Here is a 22,794-nt window from a genome sequence, read left to right as displayed (position 1 = left end):
GGATCGGCCGTGTCGTCGTTTGCGGGTGTCGGCCTGAAAGGCCGCCAGAGTCCGCCGGACGGGCTGTGTCACGATTTGCTGGTGCCCGCCCGGAACGCCGCCCTCCCTGCCCACCTCACCGCCGCCACCCTCCTGCGGGTCTCCGCGGAAGGCGCCGCGACCGCCCTGGTCCTGACCGTCCAGGCGCGTACCGGGCGGGCGGCGGACGCCGGGTTCCTGCAGACCGCGCTGACCCTGCCGTACGTGCTGAGCGGCCCGGTGATCGGGCACGCGCTCGACCGCGCCGCCCGCCCGCGCGGACTGGCCATGGCGCTGGCCGCCGGGTACGCCGCCGCGACGGCGGCGCTGCTCCTCATGGCCGGACGGTCGCCGCTGGTCCTGGCCCTGCTCGTCGCCGTCGTGGTCGGCTGCACCGAGCCGATCGTGGTGGCCCTCAGCAGCCTGCTGCCGCGCTTCGTCCCGGAGGAACGGCTGCCCCGCGCGTACGCGCTGGAGGCGTCGAGCTACAGCGTCGCGGCGATCGCCGGCCCCGGCCTGGCCGCCGCCATCGCCGCCGTCGCGACCGGGTCCCACTCCGGCCTCGCCATCGTGGCGGCCGCCGTCGTCGGCGCGGGCGCGCTGGCCTTCCTTCCGGTCGCGCGCCCGGCAGGCAGGGAGGCGCCCGGGACGAACGAGCCGGTCCCGCGGCCCGTCACGATCCCCGAACCGCGCGACGCCCCCGTCCCCGAACCGCACGAGGCCCCCGCCCCTGAACCGCACGAGGCCCCCGTCCCCGAACCGCGGCCCCAAGCGGCCCCTTCCGGACGGGATACGTCGACGGGACAGGGCACGTCCGTGGCCCCGCCCGCCGACCCGCCCGTGCCCCCGTCCGGAACGGACGCCGAGCCAGCCCGAACGGGCACGGAGCCGCCATCAGACTCCGGCGCCGTCTCGGAAGGGGCCTTGGACGCCGCCTTGGACGCCGCCTCGGACGCCGTCTCGGGCGCCGTCTCGGAAGGGGCCTCGGAAGGGGCCTCGGAAGGGGCCTCTGAAGGGGCCTTGGACGCCGATGCCGCCGGGCGGGGCGGTTTCCGTCACGCGCTGATGGACGTCGTGGTCGGCGGCCTGTCCGTCCTGGTCTCCAATACCAGGCTTCGCGCGCTGACCGTCGCCACCTCGTTCGCCTGGCTGGGGTTCGGGGGTGTCGCCGTCACGGCCGTCCTGTTCGCCGAGCACATCGGCGCGGGCCCCTCCGCGGGCGGCCAGTTCCTCGTGGCCTTCGCCCTGGGCTCGCTGATCGGGGCGCTCGGGTCGTCCCGCTGGCTCAAGGCGCGCCACGCCGAATGGGTGGTGATGGGCGGGCTGGCCGGGTTCGGCGGCGCCATCGCCTCGGTCGCCCTGGCGCCGTCCCTGCCCTGGGCGCTGCTGTGCTTCCTGGTGGTCGGGATCGTCGAGGGGCCCGTCTTCACCGCCACCCTGATGCTCCGCCAGCGCGAGTCCCCGCCCGGCCGCCTCGGCCAGGTCAACACGACCGGCGGCAGCCTGAAGATCGGAGCCTCCGCGATCGGCGCCGCGCTCACCGGCGCGTTCGCCGACAGCATCGGCCCGGTCGGCCTCCTCCTCGCCATCGCCGCCTGCCAGCTCGCCGGGTCCGTCCTCGGCTTCCTGCTCCTCCTCCGGCCCGGCGCCGCACCGGCCCCCGAGCCGTCCGAGCCGTCCGAGCCGTCCGGGCCGCCCGGACCGTCCGCGAGTAAGATCAGCGGCGGCACGAACTGATGCGAGGTGCCCCGCCTGGGGAGAATCGGGAAGCCGGTGTGATTCCGGCACGGGCCCGCCGCGGTGACCGGGGAGCCGCCGTCCACGCGCGTACGCGCAGCCACTGGCCGCCAGGCCGGGAAGGCGGACGGTGAGGCGCCGATCCGGGAGTCCGAAGACCGGCCTCGCCCCTACGGCCACCGCCATGGTGGCCCGACCCAGCGGGAGCCTGCCGTGCACGCCGACATCTACGAGATCGTTCACCGCCGCCGCGACGTACGCGCCGAGTTCACCGGGGCGCCGATCCCCGGCGACGTCCTCCGCCGGATCCTCGCCGCGGCGCACGCCGCGCCCAGCGTCGGGCTGTCCCAGCCGTGGGACTTCGTCCTCGTGGCGGACCCGGCCGTCCGGCGCGCGTTCCACGAGCACGTCCAGCACGAGCGCGACGTCTTCGCCGGGACCCTGTCCGGAACGCGGGCCGAGCGGTTCGCCCGGGTGAAGATCGACGGGGTGCTGGAGAGCAGCCTGTCGATCGTCGTCACCTACGACCCCGAACGGGGCGGGCCCGCCGTGCTCGGCCGCCACGCGATCGCGGACGCCGGGCTGTACTCGGTCTGCCTGGCCATCCAGAACCTCTGGCTGGCCGCCACCGCCGAGGACCTGGGCCTCGGCTGGGTCTCCTTCTACCGGGAACCGTTCGTACGGCGGCTGCTCGGCATCCCGGAGGGCATCCGCCCCGTGGCCTGGCTGTGCCTGGGCCCGGTCACCCACCTGGAGACCGCGCCGGACCTCGAACGGCACGGCTGGCGCACCCGCCGCCCCCTGGACGCCGCGATCCACCACGACCGCTGGTGAACGCGCGTCCTGCCGGGCCCGAGGAGACGACCTCACATGCGCGCGGGACGAATGGCCATGTGAACGTCCCGGCGCGGGCGATGGGATGGCGATCATGACCCGAGCACCGATCCTCGTCCTGGGCGGCCGCGGCAAGACCGGCCGCCGCGTGGTCGCCCGCCTGCGCGACCTCGACGTCCCCGTACGCGCCGCCTCCCGTACCACCGGAACCCTGTTCGACTACGGTGACCGGACGACCTGGGGCCCCGCGCTGGAAGGCGTCCAGGCCCTCTACCTCGTCCCGATGATCGAGTTCGTGGACCTCGCCGACATCACGGCCTTCGTCCACCGGGCCGTGGAAGAGGGCGTCCAGCGCGTCGTCCTGCTGTCCGCGCGTGGTGAGGGCGGCGGGGCCCACCCTCACCAGGAACCGCTGGAAACACTGGTCCGCGAGTCGGTCCCCCAGTGGACGATCCTGCGTGCGGGCTGGTTCGCGCAGAACTTCAGCGAGGACTACCTCCACGAACCGGTCATGGCCGGAGAACTGGCCCTGCCCGCCGGCGAGGGACGCGAGGCGTTCGTCGACGCCGAGGACATCGCCGACGTCGCCGCCGCGGCGCTCACCGACGAGGCGCACGCGGGCCAGGTGTACGAGCTGACCGGGCCGGAGGCGCTCTCCTTCCGTACGGTCGCGTCCCTCATCTCCGAGGCGTCGGGACGCGAGGTCCGCTACACCCCGGTCGACCGCGCTACCTACGCCGGCCTCCTCACCCGGCAGGGGTACCCGGACGACGTCGTCGAGGCCGTCGCGGACCTGATGGAGGCGATCGCCCGCGGTGCGGGCGAACCGGTCGCCGACGGCGTGAGCCGCGCCCTGGGACGGCCGCCGCGCCCGTTCGCCGACTACGTCAAGGAGGCCGCCGCCTCGGGCGCGTGGAAGGACTGACCGGACCGCCCGGAGACGGGACGCGCCCTGTGGCAACGCGGACTGGAGAGTCTCCAGTCCGCGTTGCCACAGGGCAGCTCAGGCGAGCGCCGAGTACGGTCAGCAGGGGCGCTCCAGCCGCCCCTCCTCGTCGTAAGTGTGCTGCACGTTGAGCAGCGTGTCGTGATGTTGCCGCAGGTACCGCATGAACGACGAGGCTCGCGGGCCGGACGGGCCGCCGCGGGTCTCCCATTGGATCACCTGGCCGCGACGGCCGTGCTCAGCGGGCGCGAGGTCGACGCAGAAGAGGTTGCCGCAGGCGTCCGCCGCGAACGGCACCCACCCGGGATGCCACCACACGCACCGTACGAGCCCGTTGGCCGGGTGCAGTTCGTGGGGAGTCCAGCCGTCAAAGGTCCCCCGCCCATGCGCGTCCCCGAGGCCCCGCCACCGGCTGAGGATCTGCGCGACCGACAGCCCGTCGTACTCGTAGAAGTCCAGCCCTCCGGAATCACCGAACAACCGCAGGTACGCGAGAAAATCCGCCGGAAGAGGCTCCCCGACGGCGGTCTCCAGCGCGGCCACAGCCTCCGGCGCCGCCGCTCCCCGGGCCCTGGCCAGAGACTCGTACTCCACGCTCGCGTGCTCGGCGAGCCACGCGGCGATCCCGGACACCAGCACGGTCAGCCGCGCCGTGTACGACTCGACCGGGTCCGGCGCCCCCAGCTCGCGCAACACGCGTGCGGCTTCACCGTGCCGCCATTCCTCGGCGACGCCGACCGGGGTGACCGCGCCATCGTCCTTGGACGCCGACACGTCCGCGCCGGCCGCCACCAGCGCCCGGATGACCTCGACGTAGCCGTGGAAGGCGGCCAGCATGAGCGGCGTCCAGCCGTCCGGCCGGGGCAGGTCCGGATCGGCGCCCGCGCGCAGCAGAGCCGACACGATCGCCAGCGGCTCCGCGAGTTCCAATGCCCAGGTCAACACCGTGCCGGGCTCCACGCCACCCCTCTGGACCCGGTTGACGTCCGCGCCACGGGAGACCAGGAACTCCACCAGGGGGAGGCTGCCGGTGGAGACGGCGCACATGAGAGGTGTCGTCCCCAAATCCGATTCCGCGTCGACCGGCAGACCGGCGTCAAGAAACGGCCGTACCAACTCGACCTTCCCGGTGTCCGCCGCGTCGAGGACCACCGGGTCGCCGTCGCCATTTCCCGTGGCGGGGTCGGCGCCGTCCGCGAACAACCGGGTGAGGGCGGCGGAGTCACCACTGCTGATGGCGTCGAGTAACGCTTGGTCTGAATCCACCACCGGATGATAGGTGTTTCACGCCACGCCCCAGCCGTTGGAAGCGGCAAGAGCACGCATACCGTGCCAACGCCCGCCGCCGGTGTTCTCGTCCAGGTCGGTGGGACATGGTTCCCCCTCGAAAAACGGCACCACCCACCGCGGTGCGGTGAGGACCCCGGGCCTTTCGAAATCCAGCACCTCCGCGATATTGCGGGCCGTGGAATCGCGCGGTGACAGCGGTGCGAGGCCCCACCTCCATTCCACGGCCTTCAGCACCGACGTGTGGTCGTAGACGTCGCTCGCGACGTGCCCGCGCCGCGCCCGGGGCGAGATGACCAGGCACGGGACACGGAAACCGCGCAGCCCCCAATCGGGATTGGCGTCGGGCGCGACGGACGGGGGAACATGGTCGAAGAACCCGCCCCACTCGTCGTAATTGATGATGAGCAGCGTCCGATCCCATGCCGGGCTTGAGGTGACGGCCTCGTAGACCTGGCTGAGGAAGTACTGCCCCACCCGGATGTCGGCGTGCGGGTGGTCGTCGCCCGAGGTCCCTGCCGCCTCGCCCACGAACCTCGGATCCACGAAGGACAGTTCGGGCAGATCACCCTCGGCGCAGTCGGCGATGAACCGGGAGTAGGGGTGGCTGATGGACCGGTACCTCGTACCCCACAGCGCGGTGAACGGCACATCGCTGAAGTAGTAACGGCCGCGCAGGCCGGCCGCCTCCAGGCGGTCCCAGATCGTCGGCAGCGTGGTGATGTCGTGGGAGTTGCGGATCCGGTCGGTCCGCGCGGAGTGCTGGTAGAGGCGGTTCGGGTACGTCGGGGCCATGATGGCCGCGAAATAGTTGTCGCAGACCGTCCAGTACGGGGCGGCGTTGCAATAGAAGTCCAGGTCCTCGGCCAGGTAGTAGCCGATGGCGAATTCGTCGTTGTGACCGGCGCGGAGCCAGCCGTCGCAGGCGCCGTCGTTGTATTCGATCCGGCCTCCTTTGAAGGAGTGGTCCGGATCAGGATGGGCGCAGCCCTGCGGCTCGAGCAGATGGTGCGTGCAGAACGCGTTGCCGTCCCGGTCGACGAACGTCAGCCCGTCCTGTTTGCCGTTGGCATTCGGCAGCCACCCCAGATAGTGGTCGAACGAACGGTTCTCCATCATCACGAGAACGATGTGATCGATGCCCGACTCGTTCGGCGGCGGTAATGGTGGCCGTGATGAAGGCAGCGAGGAAGGTAGTGATGGAGGCCGCGGTAGAGGCAGTGATGGAGCCTGCGCGTCGGCCCACACGACCCGTTCGGCCATGGTCGCCCCGACCACGGCCGCGGCCCCGCTCAGGAACGTACGGCGAGAAGAACGCACATATCAACGTGTACCCCGCTAGGTGCCCGATCAGCAGGTCCTTCACGGTTTGGAATCCGCTATCCGGAAGCAAAAAATCCCGGTCTCATGATGATTCCTTGGCGGGAGCCTCGCGGGGTGACGTAGGTGATCGATCGGCCGGACAATGAAGACATTTCTGTGCAAGGTGGGCTTATGGTCGCATTCCTCTGGCGGGCTGTATCTCGCGTGCTCTGGTTTATTCGGGTAGAGGTTTTCTCGGGCTCGCGCTTTCTTTGGGGATGAGGGTTTTCTCGCGCTGGGGGTTTCTTTCTATCGCAGTAGCGGGGTGGCGGTAGGTGGCCGGTTGAGGTGACCGATGCGGCCCGGCGCGCACCTGCCGGTCGCCGCTGGTTGGCGTCACTTCGGTTGGGTTGGCCGGTCGGGGAGGGTGTTCCATCTGCGGCTTGGTGCCCGGTCCGGCGTGGCCGTCGCGCTGCGCGCGAAAAAGCCGCAGCGACGACAAGCGGATATTCGCCGCTGGCTGCCCCCGTCGATCTGCCGCCCTTCCCTGGCCACGCACCCGCTCGTCACCCTGGAACAAACCCTGGCTCTCGGACCTCGGCCAACGTGACGCCCACCAGCAGGGACCTGCGGTTGGGCGCCGGCCCGCATCGGTCACCTCGACCACCCGCCTGGCCCTGGCCACCCGGGCCCGAGAAACCCCACCCCGGCCCCCGCAAAACCGATTGATGATCGACATTTGCCAGGCGGTGAATATCGGGTTCGAAAAAGGCGACCCGAACACAATTCTGTCCAATATGTCCATTGAAACGATCAGTTGCTCCTCTTTAAACTTGAGAGGACGAGGATTTGGTGAAGGGAGGTGAATTTTCGTGGTGATGCCTGCGGAGCTTGTTGAGGTCGTTTCGGGGGAGGGTGAATGGGAGGGTCGGGGCTGGTTTCCGCCGGGTCCGGCGTTGGGGGTGTGTCTGTCGGGTGGCCGGGAGCGGTTGGGTGATCTGACTGATTCTGAGTTGCTGGAGGTGGCGGCGGCTGCGCACCGGCAGGCGGCTTGGGCTCAGTCGCGTGAGCTGGCCGCGATCGCCGAGCTGTCGCGCCGCCGCGCCCAAGCAGAAGAGGCAGAAGAGGACGCGGGGGATCCGCGGGTGTTGTCGTCGCGGGAGTCGGTGACCGAGGAGGTCGCCTCCACTTTGACCGTCACGGGCAACGCCGCTGCGACGCTGGTTCACCTCGCTGAGCGGCTGGCGGTGGATCTTCCCGGTACGCGGGAGGCGTTGGAGGCCGGTCGGATCGATCTGCCCAAGGCCCGGGTGATCTGCGATCTGTCCGAGGGGCTGCCCGAGGGTGTTGTCCGGCGTGTTGAAGAGGCTGTGATCGGCAGGGCTTCTGGGCAGACGACGGGTCAGTTGCGGCGGCGGATCCGGCGGATCGTGCAGCGCCTGGCCCCTGAAGCGATCGAGCAGCGCCGCAGCGATGCCGTCGCCAGGCGGCGGCTGGAGGTGTGGGACACCGCGTCAGGCACCGCTGATCTGGGGTTGCTGGATCTGGCGCCTGAGGAGGCCCATGGGATCTACAACAAGATCACCGCCGTGGCGGCCGGGTTGAGGAGCGATGGTGATGTCCGGCCCCTCAACCTGATCCGCGCCGACCTGGCCAAGACCCTTCTGCAGGGCGCCGAGCTGCCTGAGGCCGTCCGCGCCCTCCTGACCTCCGCCCAGGCACGCTCACCCGCGACCAACGCCGATGAACAGACCCCACCGCCGCCCCGCCCGGAGCTGGACGAACTGTCCGCCCTCTCCGGCCACGCGGACAAGGCCAAGCAGTCCCCACCCGTACAGGGTGCGCGCATGGGCGTGAGTGAACTGCTTGCACCAGTGGTCCCCATGAGCGCGGGCGAACGGCCTGTGCCTGCCTCCCGGATGAACGACGACGGGCGCTCACCCACCGCCCGTGCGGGCGCGAGTGGGCTGCCTGCACCGGTGGCCCGCCCGGGCGAAGGGCCTGTTCTGACGACCTGCGTGATGGACGTGGACGAGTGGGTGTCTGCCGCCATTCCGGCGGACGGCGCGTTCACCTCCGCCGGGATGGCCGGGCCCGGGGAGGAACTGACGGAGGTCAGGGCGTTGGCGGGGATGGTCGATCGGCGGTTGACCGGTGTCCTGAACCGGGCCCGCGCCCTCGGGCGGCTGGAGGAGCTTCCGCAGATGATCGGGCGGGCGGTCCGTGACATCCATGACCGGCTCGCCACGGCACGCGAGGCCCACTGCCAGGGCGGCGCCGATCGCCACGGGCACGCGGGCTACCGGCCACCGGCGGTGATGCGGCGGGAGGTGGAGGACCGGCACCCCACGTGCGTCTTCCCCACCTGCAACATCCGCTCCAGCCGATGCGACCTCGACCACACCACCCCGTGGAGCCCGGGCATCACCTGCGCCTGCAACCTGGCACCACTGTGCAGGCGACACCACCGGACCAAACAGACCCGCGGCTGGAAACTCACCCAGATCTGGCCCGGACTCCTCATCTGGATCACACCGTCCGGCGCCTGGCACATCACCCTGCCCAACCGCGAGTAAGCCTCTTCAGCAGCGATTGGTGGGGCGGTTGACCTCTCACAGCCCGAACCAGAGGAGGCTTGGCATGCTCTTCGGGTGCGGTTCGTCCCCAGGGGTTTCTCCATCGCAACCGCACCACCTGCGAACTCGCCTGCAACCGGTGTCGTTCCACCGAGCCGACAGTGCTGGCCACCCTGGTCGAGGCCGCCGGCTCCAGGTGGCGGGCGGAAGAGAGCCTTCAGACCGGGAAAGGGCTGGCGGAGACCGATGAGCACAGATCTGCCGTTTCCATCCTGGACGCGCTGAGTCAACCCCCGCCATCTAAACGCGTCCCCGCATGAAGGTCCGGTCTTGTTCGTGGAGAGCCCAGAGATGAGGTAGCCCGCGTGCGAAATAGATGAGACGGCGGAGGCGTTGGTACGACGGTTGCCCTGTCAGGAGCCTTCGTTCCGACAGGAGAGGCGAGGCGCGATGATCCCGGATGGGATCACGGCTTCCCGGATCAGGGAGTCTTGCTAATGGTCAGTGTGAGCATGGAGACTGCGGAACAGACAGAGCAGCGGCTGCGCCGTGTGATCGACCAGGCTGACCTTGTCGTGCACGACGGTGTGTGGTGTTTTGAAGAATCTCCGGCTGACCAGCCGCCTGCCCTCACGCCCGAGACACTGGCGGTGGTTCGGGACCAGGAGAGTTGGAGCCGACTGGTCCCGGTCGCCCAGGAGGGCGACGGCGTCGAACGGTTCGGAGTCTTCTCCTTCCACTTCCCCGGCCAGGCGGACAACAGCGGTTTCGTCGGCTGGCTGGCCACCCACCTCAAGGCTGAGCTGGGGACCGGCGTATTCGTCATCTGCGGCAGCAACCGCGCCCGTGGCGGCATCTATGACTACTGGGGCTGTCCCATCGACTTGCTGGACCAGGCCATCGAGGTCGTCCGGGCGCTAAGAGTCAGCTGACCCGTAAGGCAAGGGCCAATGGTCGAAACCCGTGGATCCGCTGGGAAGGGGGTACCTTCCCAGATCTGATGGCAGGTTCTTGATCAGGCTGGCGTTGCCGCGTCGGCTGGAAAGGTACGCCCGATGCTCATCGTGGTTCCTGACCCGTCCGACCGCGACCGGAGCGGTGAGACCGATGGATCTCCCTCTGGGGCATCGTTGATCGATGAGATCGTGCGGGAGGTGTGATCCGTAACGGCTGCCACCAGCAACGTGAGCTCCTGACGTCGGCTGGGCCCATCGAGGAGCGGGCGCCGCGGGTCAACGACAGGCGCATCGCCCCGGAGACCGGCGAGCGGCAGTGGCTCAGCTGGGTGATCCTGCCGCAGTGGTGCCGCAATGCCGTCTGCCTGTGGGCCGACCGGATCCACGTCAATATCCGGGTGGAGGAGCACAGGCTGTGCCTGCTCGTGATCGGGGTCCGTGCGGACGGTTGTAAGGAACCCATCGCGCTGGCCGACGGCTGCCGCGAGCCCGCCGAGTCCTGGGCCGACCTGCTACGCGACTGCAAACACCACGGCATGTGCGCTCCCGTACTAGCGGTCGGCGATGGCGCGCTCGGGTTCTTGGGCGCGCTGCGCGAGGTGTTCCCGCAGGCCAGAGAGCAAAGATGCCGGTTCCACAAGAGCGTCAACGCCCTTGACGCGCTCCCGAAGTCGGTGCACCTGCGCGCCAAGAGGCATCTGGCCGAGATCTGGAACGCCGAGGACCTCGACCACGCCCACACGGCGGTGAAGGCGTTCGAGGCCGCCTACGGCGTCGAGCACCTCAAGGCCGTTGCCAAGAATCTCGTTGACCTGGACGGACTCCGGGCCCTCAACGACTTCCCGGCCGAGCACTGGCAGCAACTGTGCACCGCCAACCCCACCGAGTCGACCCGCGCCACAGTCCGGCATCGCACCAAGGTCACCAAGGGGCCCGGCTCCCGCGCCGCCGTCCTGGCCATGGCGTTCAAGGTCATCAAGGTTGCTCAAGTCCGCCGAAGCGCCGTCAACGCCCCCCATCTGGTGGCCTTTGTACGCGCGGGTGCTCGCTTCGAGCGCGGCGTCCTGGTTGAACGCGAACAGGTGCCCGCGGCATGACAGGCACCGGTGATGGGAACGGGGACCGTCCCCTGCTCTTCCTCGATGTCGACGGTCCGCTCCTGCCGTTCGGGGACGGCCCGCGGCACAAGCCGTCCGGCGCGGCCTTGATCGGGCACCTGGCGCGGCTGGACCCCCAGGTGGGGCTTCGGCTGGCGGCGCTGCCGTGCGACCTGGTCTGGGCCACGACCTGGGAACAGGAGGCCAACGCTGAGATCGCGCCCCGACTCGGACTGCCACCGCTACCGGTCGTGATCTGGCCCGAGCCCTCCGACGACGACGAACGCCAGGACCGGTGGTTCGGGCTGTGCTGGAAGACCAGAACCCTGGTGGCATGGGCCGGTCAGCGTCCCTTCGCCTGGATCGACGACGAGATCACCGACGCCGACCGGGAATGGGTGTCCGCGCACCACCCCGGACCTGCCCTCCTCCATCACGTCGCACCGGCCCGAGGTCTCACGGACGATGACTTCGCAGCCCTCGACCACTGGCTTCGCGCGCCCTGAGGCGTTGATGGGACGGCGTTTGATGATCTTTCATACCTATGGCACGGCTACCCTCACGATGCACGACCTGGCCCCGTCCGAACGGCTCGTTACCACCTTCAGGCGACGAGTCATCCACAAGCGGTGAAAAGCGCGATCTACAGCCGCGGTTGAGAGGACGTTCGGCGGGGCCGGAGGGCAAGCCCGACCGCGAGCGGGCGAGCGTCCACTGCTTGAGACAACATCGGCCTCAGCGCGGGTCGCGGCAGCGTGGGCCGGTGCGGGTGACAGACACGTGGCACGTGGCACGTGATCACGTGCGTCATCTCCTGACCGGCTCTGCCTCGGGGTATCCAGAAGCCCCGACGCTGGAGGGCACCAGGCCGCACGGTGGAAGGATGAGTCATCGCGTTGTCGGTGCCCGCTCCTAGCATTCCGGCATGGCTACTTTCGTACTGATCCACGGTGCCGCGGATACCGGCTGGTCGTGGCATCTGGTGGAGGCCGAGCTGCGCGCGCGAGGTCATGACGTGGTCGCGCCTGACCTGCCGTGCGACGACGACTCCGCCGGCCTGCGAGAGTACGCCGACACCGTGGCGGACGCCGTCGGCGGCCGGACGGACCTGGTCGTCGTGGGCCACTCGTTCGGCGGTTTCACCGCGCCGCTGGTGGCCGAGCGGCTCGGCGCCGACCTGCTGGTCTTCCTGGCCGGGATGATTCCTTCCCCTGTCGAGTCCCCCGGAGACTGGTGGGAGAACACCGGCCTCGGGAAGGCCGTCCAGGAACAGGCCGAGCGGGACGGCGGCCTCACCGGCCACGAGGATCCATACGTCGGGTTCCTGCACGATGTTCCTCGTCCGCTGGCCGAGGAGGCGCTGCGCAGGGGACGCGACCAGTCGTCGACCCCGTCCTTTGCCCCCTGGCCGCTCGACGCCCTGCCGGACGTGCCGACCAAGGCGGTGATCTGCGAGGACGACCGGTTCTTCCCGGCCGCCTTCCTCCGCCGCGTCACGGCGGAACGCCTGGGCGTCACCCCGGACGTCATTCCAGGCGGCCACTGCGTCACGCTCAGCCGTCCGAAAGAGCTGGCCGACCTGCTCACGGGCTACCTGCCCGGGGCGTGATGGTGTCCTCCTTGTCACAGCCGGGCCCCGCGGCGGTCCTGCACCCTGAGGTCATGCGGCACGTCGCGCGTTTGGGCGGCCGGATCCCCGACGACTTCGCCAAGGACGGCTGGACCGAGCCCACACCGGTCGGCGAACGTCCCGTTCCCCTCTCCGTTCAGGCCCTGCTGTCCATCACCTGGCCTGACGGTCACGTACTGCACAGCAACGACGACGACAGCCACTGGCTCGTCACGCTTCCTTGCTGGGCAGACGGGGACGAGCTCATGGACGAGCCGCGGGCCTGGGTCGTCGTCGCGTACGACGAGAGCCAGATGTACTGGGTCGTCGACCTGGACGACGCGGACGGCGACGACCCCCTGCTGTACCGGGCCGACCACGAGGGCGGCAACGCGGCTGACTGGTGCGAGCCCCTCTCGGCCGTGCTCGCCGGCTACGCGACCCCTGGGCCGCCGCGCCCGCAGGACCGTTTCCCGAGGGCCTGCGCGATCGGCGATCTCGCCGTGATCCGCGAGTACCTGGACGATGGAGTCTCGCTCGGCCCCGTCGACCCGACCGGCCTGACGCCCCTTCACCTCGCGGTCGTGGCGCGTTCGCCGGAGGCCGTGCAGGCGCTCCTTGACGCGGGAGCCGACCCGAACGCCAGGACGGCGGACCGGGAGCCGGAACGCGGCCCGTGGACCTACCTTGATCCCGTAGGCCACCCCGCCCTCCATCAAAGTGGCCTGGATCCCGAACCTGGCGAGACGCCGTTGCACTTCGCCATCGCACGCTGGCACCAAGGTCACGTGGACGGTCGCCTGGCGATCATCCGGTCGCTGCTGGCGGCGGGAGCGGACCCCGATGCCCGCGACGACCGGGGAGTCGCACCTCTGCTGGATGTCCTGGACGCGCGAGGAGACGGTGCGGTCGAAGCGCTGCGGCTGCTTCTGGCCGCAGGGGCCGACCCGCACGCGGGCTCCGAGGCCGGTGAGATCCCGCTTCTCAAAGCGGTCGATTCGGCCTGGTTTGCACCCGAGCTGCTCGGGACGCTCCTGGCCGCGGGGGCCGACCCGGTCCGGCCGTTCGCCGGTTCCCGCAGCGGTATCGAAGGCGGCACGGCCCTGCACATGGCGGCCGGTGAGCCGAAGGTGCTGTCCTTGATGCTCCCGCACGTCACGGACGTGAACGTCCGTACCGGGGCCGGGATCGCCCCCGTTCACTGTGCCGCGATCCGGGGAGCGGTGGAATCCCTCAGGCTTCTCGTCGAGGTCGGCGCCGACCCGGACGCTCGTCTCTCCGACCCGTCCGCCCTCCGGGAGGGGCTGAGCGCACGCACACCGCTGGCGATTGCACGCGAGCTGAACCGTGACGAGGCGGCCGTGTACCTGGCCGACCTCGGTGCCCGCTGAACGCATCAGTTGATCCTCCTTGCGTGAACGGCAGTGATCCCGGCCTGACGGCTGACCTTCTGCCGCCCGCCATCACACGTTGAGCAGGGCGCACACCCATTTGCCGGTCACCGCGTGCTCGAGCCAGGCCCTCCGCGCCAGCGCCTCGATGAGCGCGAGGCCCCAGCCGCCGTTGCGGTCGAAGTTCTCGGGGCGGAGGTCGAGCGTCCGGAGGGTCACCCCCGCGGCAGGCCGGCGCTGGGGCATCCGGGAGTCGCCGTCCCAGACGGCGACGACGAGCCCGAGCGGGCGGAATCCCACGAAGATCCGGATGGTGGAGTCGGGCGGCGATACGGCGATGGCGTTGTTCACCATTTCCGCGATGATCAATTGCGCGTCCCCGACCGCGTGCGGATATCCGAGGCCCAGCAGAACGTCCCGTACCGCCGAACGCGCCACCCCGGAAGCGGCCCTGCTCGCCAGCACATCCCGGCAATAGATCTTGCTTTTTGTCTCCACCGCCGTACCTCTCGTTCGATTTCTGTGAACTGGGACACAGCGTGACCTGGCCGGAGTACGTTGTCTGGTATTCGTGGACACTGTGTACTCCGGAGGTCCGGATGGCTCCGCTCCCATATGTCAATCCCGATGACTCTCTCTGGTCTTGGCTAGCCTTTGACCTGAGGAGATATCGGGAAGTAAACGGGCAAACACAGACAGAAGTGGCTCGAATTATCGGTGTCAGTAAGCAGCAGGTACACAACATTGAAAGTGGTATCCGTAAGCTTCATAGGAAGCAGGCCGAAATTCTGGACGCACTCTGGGGCACGGCCGGCCACTTTGCTCGCCTCCTCAAGTTCGCCAAGGCAGGGCACGATCCGAACTGGTTCAAGGCTTTCGTCGCGTATGAATCCAGGGCGCATACGATCAAGACCTACACGTTGGCTGTGGTGCACGGCCTTCTTCAGACGCCGGATTACGCTCGGGCGCTGCTGGCGGCGGGTGGGGTCGCAAACATTGGAGCCTCGCTGGACGCACGCATGGCTCGTCAAGAGATCTTGTCCCGCCCATCACCACCGGAAATGTGGGTGCTGATGAATGAGAGCGTTCTTGACCAGCCCGTGGGAGGGCCCTCTGTCATGCGCAGGCAACTCGCCCACCTACTGGAGATCAGCGAGAGGCCTGGGATGTGGCTCCGGGTGATTCCTCGCCGTGTGGGAGCTCACATGGGACTGGACGGCGCCTTCACCGTCTACTCGACCCAGGCGGAGGAGGTGGCTTACCTCGAAGCGTTCGGAGGTGGACGCCTGGCTGAGGACTCCAGCGAGGTGGGGTGAGCTTCCCCCGGTTCCACGGACACCTCATCTGAGTTGACCTTGATCAACTTGGGAAGGAAGTGTCCCGTGCCACCACCTCATCCGCCTGAGTTCCGGCGACGCGCCGTCGAGCTGGCCCGGACCGGCGACAAGTCGGTCACCGCGCTGGCCAGGAGCCTGGGTATCAGCCAGTCGTGCCTGAGGAACTGGATCCGCCAGGCCGACATCGAAGAGGGTCACCTTGACGGCCTGAACGCCGGCGAGCACAAAGAGCTGATCGAGCTGCGCCGAAAAGCCAGGCAACTGGAGTTGGAGAACGAGATCCTCAAGCGGGCGGCGGCCTACTTCGCTCGCGAGAACATGCTCCCAAAATAAGGTACTCGCTGGTCCGTGAACTTGCCGAGAACGACATCCCCGTCGCGGTGGCCTGCCGAGTGTTAGGAGTTTCCCGGTCCGGTTACAGCGACTGGCTCGGCAGGCCCGCCTCCATCCGGGAGCAACGCAACGCCGAGCTGGTGAAAATGATCAGAGAAATCCATGAGGAGTCACGCCGGAGCTACGGCTCGCCGAGGGTGCACGCCGAGCTGACGCTCGGACGGGGCGAGCAGGTGAGCCGCAAACGGGTCGAGCGGCTGATGCGCGAAGCCGGGATCCAGGGGATCTACCGGCGCAAGGGACGCCGGAACCTGGTCAACGAGCCGACCGAGGAGGACCTGGTCAAGCGGGCCTTCGACGTCCAGGCGCCCGACGTGCTGTGGGTCACCGACATCACCGAGCATCCGACCGGCGAGGGAAAGCTGTACTGCGCGGCCGTGCTGGACTGCTTCTCCCGCCGCATCATCGGCCATTCCATCGACATCCGCCAGACCACCGAACTCGTGGTCGATGCGATGGCCGCCGCTGTCGCCCGCAGAAGACCCGCCAAAGACGCCACGATCCTGCATTCAGACCATGGCGCCCAGTTCACTTCCTGGACGTTCGGGAAGCGCCTTCGGGCCGCAGGACTCCTCGGCTCGATGGGCACGGTCGGTGACTGCTACGACAATGCCATGATGGAGTCATTCTGGGGCTCGATGCAGCTCGAACTCTTCGACATCAGGAAATGGCAAACAAGAGCCGAACTCGCAGCCGCGGTGTTTGAATGGATCGAGTGCTGGTATAACCCGTTCAGAAGGCATTCCAGCCTCGGAATGCTGAGTCCGGTGGACTACGAGGAGCGACACCGCGCCTCGACCAGGACCACCTGACCCATCTCACCCCAGCTGTCCGTGCTACCGGGGGAACCTCAGGGAGCTTTAAACTACGGTTCGACCGTATCGGCACAGATGCCCTGAGTCGGGCGGACAGCCGTGTGCTCATTGAGCAGTCGATGGAGGCTATGGCGTGAGTGACTCCCTGTGGCGGAAGGCCGGCCGTAGTAACACCCAAGGGAACGAGTGTGTTGAGGTAGCGGCTCTCGGGCAGGTGATCGGTGTGCGGGACAGTAAGGCTCCGGAGGCTGGTCATCTGAGTCTGCCGCGTGAGTCGTTCGCTGCTCTCTTGGCCCGTCTCAAGGACGACGAGACCGGCTGATCCTCGGGGCGAGATGCCTGCGGGAGGGGTAGCGCCCCAGCTATAGAGGGACCGGCAGGGCTTGGCGCTGGCTTCAGCGCCTGCCATCGTCAGCCGCGGTGCCGATGCTCGCGGACGAGGGCCGGCCACGCAACTGGGGGACGAGGGCGACAGATCCAGCGCGGCGCGTTAGGACGGCACCGAAGTTACTGGTGACATCGGGTGCGGTTGCGGCATCCCGGTCGCGCGGGACCTGAGTGACGCAGGCCATCGCGTCACCGGGATCGACATCAGCGAAGTACAGGTTCGTCGGCCTCGCATGCTGGTTCCGGACGCCGTCTTCGTCCATGGTGATGTCACCACCGTGGAGTTCGCTCCCGCGTCGTTCAACGCGGTGGTGGCGATGTATGCGTTGATCCACATCCCTTGGGAGCAGCAGCGAGCGCTGCTGGAACGGATCGTTGCCTGGCTACGTCCTGGCGGGTGGTTTCTGGGAACCATGGGGCATCGGGCATGGACGGGGATCGACGACGATGGCTCGGCAGGGGGTGGCCATGTGGTGGAGCCACATGGCCGACGCCGACACCAACCGGCACTGGATCACTCGGTCTGGTCTGATCGTCCAGGCTGAGGAGTTCGTTCCTGAGGGCGATGACGGCCACGTCCTTTTCTGGGCTACGTCCCCTGATGGCGGCGCAGAGCCACCGGCGCCGCCTGGCCCGGCTGGATGACGTCCATCGGATCTCACCCGGCGGCGCCTTCGAGGTAGGGAGTCGAAGGCGCCCGGGGAAATAGTACGTTTGTACATGTACATCTGTACTAGTGGGAGGGTGGCGCCATGGCCTACGCGTTCCTGGCGGGAGCGATCGTCCTTGAGGTGCTGGCGACGAGCCTCCTCAAGAGCACCGAGGGGTTCACCCGGTTGTGGCCGACGGTGGTGTGCCTGAGCGGGTACGCGGTGGCGTTCGTCCTGCTGGCCCAGGCCATCCAGAAGGGGATGGAGGTCGGGGTGGGCTACGCGATCTGGTCGGCGATGGGCACCACCCTGATCGTGCTGATCGGGGTGCTCTTCCTGAACGAACCGGTCACGGCCGCCAAGGTCGCCGGGGTCGCGCTCGTGGTGGCGGGCGTCGTCACTCTCAACCTGGCGGGGGGTGCCCATTGAGCCGCCGCGATCCCGAGGCCCGCCGGCGCGCCATCATCGAGGCCGCCGGGCGGCTCATCGCCGAGGTGGGGGTCGGGGGCGTCACGCACCGGCGGGTCGCCGCCGAGGCCGGGGTGCCGCTCGGCGCGACCACGTACTACTTCAAGGACCTGGACGACCTGGTCGAGGCCACGCTCGCCCAGAGCGCCGCGGACTGCGCCGAGTGGCTGGACGCCTGGCAGCGCGACCTGGACGCGGGTGCCGACGTGGCCGCGAGCCTGGCGGAGGCCACGGCCGAGTACCTGGCCGACCGGGCCCGCCACCGCACCCTCAACGAGATGTACGCCGCCGCCGCGCATCGTCCCGAGCTGCGGCCGGCGGCGCGCGTCTGGTCGGACGGCCTGGTCCGCGTCCTCGCCCCGCGCGTCGGCGGCCGGGCGGCGCAGGCGGCGAGCGCGTTCATCGACGGGGTCCTGCTCCAGGCCCTCATCAACGACCGGCCCCTGGACTCCGGCATCCTCACCGAGGCTCTGACCGCACTGCTCACCGCGCTCCGCGACCCCCCGGCCGGGCCGCCCTCATGACCCTCGTCCCGCCGGGCACTCGCGGCCGGCCCGCTCGCGAGTGCCCGGCGGGGGACGTCAGAGGTCGCCGGTCCGCCACTGGTTCAGCGGGGCGACGCCGGCGAAGCGGGGCGCGACCCTGGAGACGGACACGGCGAAGGTCATCGCCAGCCGGACCAGCATCCGTTCCAGTTCGGTGCTGGTCATCCGTTCGGTGGCCGGGTCGGGCGTCCAGGACGTACGGGACACGCACACGATCTCGGTGTCGTCCCGCTGCGGTGTGAACACCAGTTCCCGGCCCATGCCCTGGCCGTAGAAGTCGAGGGTGACCCGCTTGGTGGCCCGGATGCCCGCCAGCACGTCGGGGAGTTGTTCGAGCGCGGTGGACAGGTCGTAGCTCACGTCCACCGGCCACGGGTGCGGGCCGAAGCCCCGGACCTCGAAGCGGGCGTCGGTCCGGGAGAGCACGTTGCAGGCGTCCATCACCACCGAGTCGAAGTCGTCGTGCGAGGGTCCGGTGTCGTCGTCGGGCTCGGCGTCGGCGGACGGTGCAGTGAGAACCATGCTGAAGGTCACGGTCACCTCGATGCGGGGTAGGTGGTCGGGGTGGCCGCGGCCGGCCTCGGGAGCGGGCCGGACGCGGGCGGCGTCGATGGAGCCCGGTGAGCGAGGCGAGTGCGTCGGGACACCGGGGACGGTCGCCGGTGCCGCGCCCCCCTAGGGCGGCGACCGACGCGTACGCGGCCGGGCAGGTCACCGAGCCCTGGCCGGGGTTCCCGGCCTCCCCCCGGCGACGGTGCCTCCCGTCCCGCTGTGGTGGGGAGTCAACCAGGGGCCGCCTCGGAGGACACGGGCCCGCAGGCCCAATTCCAGCCCTAACCGGAAGCGGGGCCGGGCCGGGAAAAACCCGTCGACTCGGGAGCCTGCGGGGCCGTACCCTCCGAGACATGTTCTTCGCAGCCGGCACCCGCACGCTCGCAGAGTCCGCTCTGCCGAGCGCGGTGCCGGCTGCCTTCCTCTCGGCGGCATCGGCCGCGGCCGACGACGGCGCGCGAAGCTGACCCCTCTCCGTCCCGCCTCCGGAGAACCAGCGGAGGGGGGTCGGCCCAGAACCCCGCGGAATACCCGTGGGGGGTTCTCGGTTCCGACGGATCGAGAGGACTGATGGACATGGCCAAGCTGCTGTACGAGCGGAGCAAGCCCCACCTGAACATCGGAACGATGGGGCACGTCGACCACGGCAAGACCACCCTGACCGCGGCGATCACCAAGGTGCTCGCCGAGCGCGGGCTGGCCTCCGCGGTGCCGTTCGACGGGATCGACCGCGCCCCCGAGGAGCGCGACCGCGGGATCACCATCAACATCGCCCACGTCCACTACGAGACCGCGACCCGGCACTACGCCCACGTCGACATGCCCGGCCACGCCGACTACGTGAAGAACATGATCACGGGCGCGGCCCAGATCGACGGGGCCGTGCTGGTGGTCTCCGCGCAGGACGGCGCGATGCCGCAGACCCGGGAGCACATCGTGCTCGCCCGGCAGGTGGGCGTCCGGCACATCGTGGTGGCGCTCAACAAGTCGGACGCGGTGGAGGACCCCGAGCTGCTCGACCTGGTCGAGCTGGAGGTCCGCGAGCTGCTCTCCGAGTACGGGTTCCCCGGCGAGGAGATCCCGGTGATCCGGGTGTCCGGGCTCCGGGCGCTGGAGGGCGACCCGTACTGGGTGGCGCGGATCGGCGACCTGCTCGACGCGATCGACGCGTACGTGCCGATCCCGCCGCGCCTGCTCGACCAGCCGTTCCTGATGCCGGTGGAGAACGTGCTCACCATCACCGGCCGCGGCACCGTCGTGACCGGTGTGGTGGCGCAGGGCTCGGTCCGGGTCGGCGACGCGGTCGAGGTCGTCGGGCTCGGGGACACCTTCGGCTCGGTGGCGACCGGGCTGGAGACCTTCGGGCAGAGCATGGACCACGCCGAGGCCGGGGACAACACCGCCATGCTGCTGCGCGGCGTGAAGCGGGACCAGATCCGCCGCGGCCAGGTGGTCAGCGCACCGGGCAGCATCCGGCCGCACTCGCGCTTCCGGGCGCGGGTACGGGTGCTGACCGCCGAGGAGGGCGGCCGGAGCAAGCCGTTCTTCCACGGGTACCGGCCGCAGTTCCACTTCCGTACCACCGACGTGGTCGGCGGGGTGGACCTCGGTGGTGAGAACGCCATGGCGCTGCCCGGCGACTCGGTCGAGATGACCGTCGAGCTGGGCAAGCCGGTCGCGATGGTCGAGGGCCTGGGCTTCGCCATACGCGAGGGCGGCCGTACGGTCGGCGCGGGCACGGTCGTCGGCCTGCTCGACTGACCGCCCTGCTTGCACGTCCCGGCTCACGCCTGTCCGGGTAGGAGGGGCCCGGCGGAGAGATCTCCGCCGGGCCCTTTTCCGTCCCGGCCCGCGTGTGTCCGGAAGGTCGCGATCATGGCGTTTTGTGGTGTGGCTCGCGGAACCGCGGGTAAACGTCGGCCAGACGAAAACCGGACAAACCGGGGCCCGGACCCCCGCCGCCGCGACGCCCCACAACAGAAAACAGGAACAGACGTGTCCCCCACACAAGACACCGCCTGCGCCACCCCGCCGGCGGACCCCCCGTCCACCGAACCGGACGAGCGGCGCATCCGCCGCCGCCTCGAACGGCTCATCGGCATCGCGGCCACGGAGGGCAACGCCGTGCTCCCGCTGCGCAACGGCGACGAGATCTTCCCCGCGATGCTCGAGAGCATCCGCGCCGCCGAGCACACCGTCGACATGATGACCTACGTGTACTGGCGCGGCGACGTCGCGCGGGAGTTCGCCGCCGCGCTCTGCGAACGCGCCAAGGCGGGCATCCGGGTCCGCCTCCTGCTGGACGGCGTCGGCTCGTACCCGATCGAGAAGACCCTGCTGGACGAGATGAGCGAGGCGGGCGTCACCGTCGCCTGGTTCCGCAAGCCCGTGCCGCTGTCGCCGTTCAAGCAGAACCACCGCTGCCACCGCAAGGTCCTGGTGGTGGACGAGGACGTCGCCTACACCGGCGGCGTGGGCATCGCCGACGAGTGGTCCGGCGACGCCCGCGACGAGAACGAGTGGCGCGACACCCACGTCCAGGTCCGCGGGCCCGCGGTGGACGGCATCGCCGCCGCGTTCGCCCAGGGCTGGGCCGAGTGCCACGAGGACCTCTACGACGAACGCGACCGCTTCCCCCGGCACAAGGCCGCCGGGGACGCCGTCGTCCAGGTCGTCCGCGGCTCGGCCAGCGTCGGCTGGCAGGACGTGCAGACCCTGATGAGGGTCGTCCTGGAGTCGGCCCGGCACCGCGTGCGGATCGCCACGGCCTACTTCGCGCCCGACGCGTACTTCACCGAGCTGGTGGCCGAGACGGCCCGGCGCGGGGTCGAGGTCGAGCTCCTCCTGCCGGGCCCGCACGCCGACAAGCGGGTCTCACTGCTGGCCGGGCGGCAGCACTACGACCGGCTGATCGCCGACGGGGTGCGCATCTGGGAGTTCACCCCGTCCATGATGCACGCCAAGATCATCACCATGGACGGCATCGTGTCCCTGGTCGGCTCCACCAACTTCAACCGCCGGTCCATGGACCACGACGAGGAGGTGATCCTCGCCGTGATCGACCGGGACCTGACGGCCACCCTCGACGCCCACTTCGAGGACGACCTCGCGCGCAGCTCGCGGATCGCGCCGGGACGCTGGAAGCGCCGTTCGGTGCTCCAGCGTGCCGGCGAAATCTCCGTCACCCCCATCCGGAGGTTCCTCTGAGCCGGGTCCCCGAAGGTGGGGAAAGCCGGGGGCGAGGACGCCGGGGGCGGGAACGCCGGTCAGGCGCTCTTCGGCCGGTAGCGCAGCAACGTCGTCTGGCCGTCGAAGCTGCGGGACTCGACCAGGTCCAGGCCGAGCCGCCGCGCCGGGTGGCCCAGCAGCGGCTTCCCGCCGCCGAGGACGACCGGGTGGACGACGACGTGGTACTCGTCGATCAGGTCCGCCTCGGCCAGGATCCCGGGAAGGGCCGAGCCGCCCATCAGGATCATGTCCCCGCCCGGCCCCTCCTTGAGCGCGGTGACCTCCTCGGCGAGGTTCCCGCCGATCACGCTGGTGTTCCAGTCGGCCTCCTGGAGCGTCCGCGAGAAGACCACCTTGGGCGTCTTCCGCCAGAGGGGGGCGAACGCCAGGTCGTGCTCGTGGTCGCTCATCGACTCCGCGTTCGGCCAGTAGGAGGACATCATGTCCCACACGGGTCGACCGTAGAGGAAGGCGTCCGCCTCGCCGACCAGCGCGAGGGAGTAGGCCGACAGCTCCCCGCCCATGATGGTCCAGTCGAACTCGCCGTTCGGGCCGTCGATGAAACCGTCGAGCGAGATGTGCACGAAGTGAACGAGCTTGCGCATGGTGGTGGCTCCTGCTCCCTGTTCTGCCGCCGTTATCGATGAGAGGTCGGAGCCAGCCGCC

Annotated in this window: 22 protein-coding genes, 1 pseudogene and 1 riboswitch; of the genes and pseudogenes, 18 read left to right on the top strand and 5 right to left on the bottom strand. The window is 69.5% G+C overall.

Features of this window, described 5'->3' with window-relative positions:
• Positions 1-81: 81 nt before the first annotated feature.
• From IW256_RS31375 to IW256_RS31365, 3 genes are all read left to right on the top strand, one after another.
• A complete protein-coding gene (locus IW256_RS31375) occupies positions 82-1,755 on the top strand; it encodes an MFS transporter (RefSeq protein WP_197014384.1) in 1,674 nt (557 codons plus the stop codon).
• Positions 1,743-1,936, top strand: a riboswitch (cobalamin riboswitch). (Overlaps the previous gene by 13 nt.)
• A gap of 32 nt (positions 1,937-1,968) precedes the next feature.
• Positions 1,969-2,589: a 5,6-dimethylbenzimidazole synthase gene (bluB, locus tag IW256_RS31370; protein ID WP_197014383.1), complete on the top strand. Its 621-nt coding sequence runs from the start codon at positions 1,969-1,971 to the stop codon at positions 2,587-2,589.
• 94 nt (positions 2,590-2,683) lie between these two features.
• Positions 2,684-3,514: an NmrA family NAD(P)-binding protein gene (locus IW256_RS31365; RefSeq protein WP_197014382.1), complete on the top strand. Its 831-nt coding sequence runs from the start codon at positions 2,684-2,686 to the stop codon at positions 3,512-3,514.
• Positions 3,515-3,613: 99 nt separating this feature from the next.
• Here IW256_RS31365 and IW256_RS42895 read toward each other — a convergent pair whose 3' ends face one another.
• Positions 3,614-4,801 carry an ankyrin repeat domain-containing protein gene (locus IW256_RS42895; protein WP_197014381.1) on the bottom strand — a complete coding sequence of 396 codons (1,188 nt, stop codon included), beginning with the start codon at positions 4,799-4,801 and terminating at the stop codon, positions 3,614-3,616.
• An 18-nt stretch (positions 4,802-4,819) separates the two neighbouring features.
• Positions 4,820-6,085, bottom strand: a complete 1,266-nt coding sequence (locus IW256_RS31355; RefSeq protein ID WP_197014380.1) for an alkaline phosphatase family protein — start codon at positions 6,083-6,085, stop codon at positions 4,820-4,822.
• 917 nt (positions 6,086-7,002) lie between these two features.
• Between IW256_RS31355 and IW256_RS31350 the strand changes: the two genes are divergently transcribed.
• The 6 genes and pseudogenes from IW256_RS31350 (at position 7,003) to IW256_RS31325 (ending at position 13,753) form a co-directional block, all read left to right on the top strand.
• Positions 7,003-8,700, top strand: a complete 1,698-nt coding sequence (locus IW256_RS31350; protein ID WP_231405417.1) for an HNH endonuclease signature motif containing protein — start codon at positions 7,003-7,005, stop codon at positions 8,698-8,700.
• Between the two features lie 497 nt (positions 8,701-9,197).
• Positions 9,198-9,632 carry a DUF6196 family protein gene (locus IW256_RS31345; protein ID WP_269217960.1) on the top strand — a complete coding sequence of 145 codons (435 nt, stop codon included), beginning with the start codon at positions 9,198-9,200 and terminating at the stop codon, positions 9,630-9,632.
• A gap of 224 nt (positions 9,633-9,856) precedes the next feature.
• Positions 9,857-10,753 (top strand): annotated as a pseudogene (locus IW256_RS31340) (IS256 family transposase); the annotation flags it as partial.
• Complete coding sequence (locus tag IW256_RS31335; RefSeq protein ID WP_197014377.1) at positions 10,750-11,259, top strand: HAD domain-containing protein; 510 nt, start codon at positions 10,750-10,752, stop codon at positions 11,257-11,259. The pseudogene IW256_RS31340 and the gene IW256_RS31335, both read left to right, overlap by 4 nt.
• 419 nt (positions 11,260-11,678) lie before the next feature.
• Positions 11,679-12,362: an alpha/beta fold hydrolase gene (locus IW256_RS31330; RefSeq protein ID WP_197014376.1), complete on the top strand. Its 684-nt coding sequence runs from the start codon at positions 11,679-11,681 to the stop codon at positions 12,360-12,362.
• A 53-nt stretch (positions 12,363-12,415) separates the two neighbouring features.
• A complete protein-coding gene (locus IW256_RS31325) occupies positions 12,416-13,753 on the top strand; it encodes an ankyrin repeat domain-containing protein (protein WP_197014375.1) in 1,338 nt (445 codons plus the stop codon).
• A gap of 72 nt (positions 13,754-13,825) precedes the next feature.
• Here IW256_RS31325 and IW256_RS31320 read toward each other — a convergent pair whose 3' ends face one another.
• A complete protein-coding gene (locus tag IW256_RS31320; protein ID WP_197014374.1) occupies positions 13,826-14,218 on the bottom strand; it encodes an ATP-binding protein in 393 nt (130 codons plus the stop codon).
• Positions 14,219-14,292: 74 nt separating this feature from the next.
• Here IW256_RS31320 and IW256_RS31315 point away from each other — a divergent pair, with 74 nt between their 5' ends.
• The 7 genes from IW256_RS31315 to IW256_RS31285 all read left to right on the top strand — a co-directional run bounded on the left by IW256_RS31315 (position 14,293) and on the right by IW256_RS31285 (position 18,327).
• On the top strand, positions 14,293-15,069 hold the full coding sequence (locus tag IW256_RS31315) for a helix-turn-helix domain-containing protein (RefSeq protein WP_197014373.1): 777 nt from the start codon (positions 14,293-14,295) through the stop codon (positions 15,067-15,069).
• A gap of 66 nt (positions 15,070-15,135) precedes the next feature.
• Positions 15,136-15,423 (top strand): transposase, encoded by a 288-nt coding sequence (locus tag IW256_RS31310; protein ID WP_197009110.1) that lies wholly within the window; start codon positions 15,136-15,138, stop codon positions 15,421-15,423.
• Positions 15,420-16,295: an IS3 family transposase gene (locus IW256_RS31305; protein WP_197016185.1), complete on the top strand. Its 876-nt coding sequence runs from the start codon at positions 15,420-15,422 to the stop codon at positions 16,293-16,295. The genes IW256_RS31310 and IW256_RS31305 overlap by 4 nt, the downstream gene beginning before the upstream one ends.
• Before the next feature lie 136 nt (positions 16,296-16,431).
• Positions 16,432-16,620, top strand: coding sequence for a DUF397 domain-containing protein (locus tag IW256_RS31300; protein WP_197014372.1), 189 nt, complete (start codon positions 16,432-16,434; stop codon positions 16,618-16,620).
• 196 nt (positions 16,621-16,816) lie between these two features.
• Positions 16,817-17,230, top strand: a complete 414-nt coding sequence (locus IW256_RS31295; protein ID WP_307829413.1) for a class I SAM-dependent methyltransferase — start codon at positions 16,817-16,819, stop codon at positions 17,228-17,230.
• A 207-nt stretch (positions 17,231-17,437) separates the two neighbouring features.
• A complete protein-coding gene (locus IW256_RS31290) occupies positions 17,438-17,764 on the top strand; it encodes a DMT family transporter (RefSeq protein WP_197014371.1) in 327 nt (108 codons plus the stop codon).
• Positions 17,761-18,327, top strand: a complete 567-nt coding sequence (locus tag IW256_RS31285; protein WP_197014370.1) for a TetR/AcrR family transcriptional regulator — start codon at positions 17,761-17,763, stop codon at positions 18,325-18,327. Before IW256_RS31290 ends, IW256_RS31285 begins: the two co-directional genes overlap by 4 nt.
• Before the next feature lie 57 nt (positions 18,328-18,384).
• On the opposite strand, the gene IW256_RS31280 is transcribed toward IW256_RS31285, so the two are convergent.
• A complete protein-coding gene (locus IW256_RS31280; protein WP_197014369.1) occupies positions 18,385-18,882 on the bottom strand; it encodes a hypothetical protein in 498 nt (165 codons plus the stop codon).
• Positions 18,883-19,476: 594 nt separating this feature from the next.
• Here IW256_RS31280 and tuf point away from each other — a divergent pair.
• On the top strand, positions 19,477-20,661 hold the full coding sequence (gene tuf, locus IW256_RS31275; protein WP_197014368.1) for an elongation factor Tu: 1,185 nt from the start codon (positions 19,477-19,479) through the stop codon (positions 20,659-20,661).
• 234 nt (positions 20,662-20,895) lie between these two features.
• Positions 20,896-22,107 carry a phospholipase D-like domain-containing protein gene (locus IW256_RS31270; RefSeq protein ID WP_307829241.1) on the top strand — a complete coding sequence of 404 codons (1,212 nt, stop codon included), beginning with the start codon at positions 20,896-20,898 and terminating at the stop codon, positions 22,105-22,107.
• A gap of 59 nt (positions 22,108-22,166) precedes the next feature.
• Here IW256_RS31270 and IW256_RS31265 read toward each other — a convergent pair whose 3' ends face one another.
• Complete coding sequence (locus tag IW256_RS31265; protein WP_197014366.1) at positions 22,167-22,733, bottom strand: dihydrofolate reductase family protein; 567 nt, start codon at positions 22,731-22,733, stop codon at positions 22,167-22,169.
• Positions 22,734-22,794 lie beyond the last annotated feature (61 nt).

The organism is Actinomadura viridis (assembly GCF_015751755.1).
GTDB lineage: Bacteria > Actinomycetota > Actinomycetes > Streptosporangiales > Streptosporangiaceae > Spirillospora > Spirillospora viridis.
This window is presented reverse-complemented; position numbering and strand designations above follow the sequence as displayed.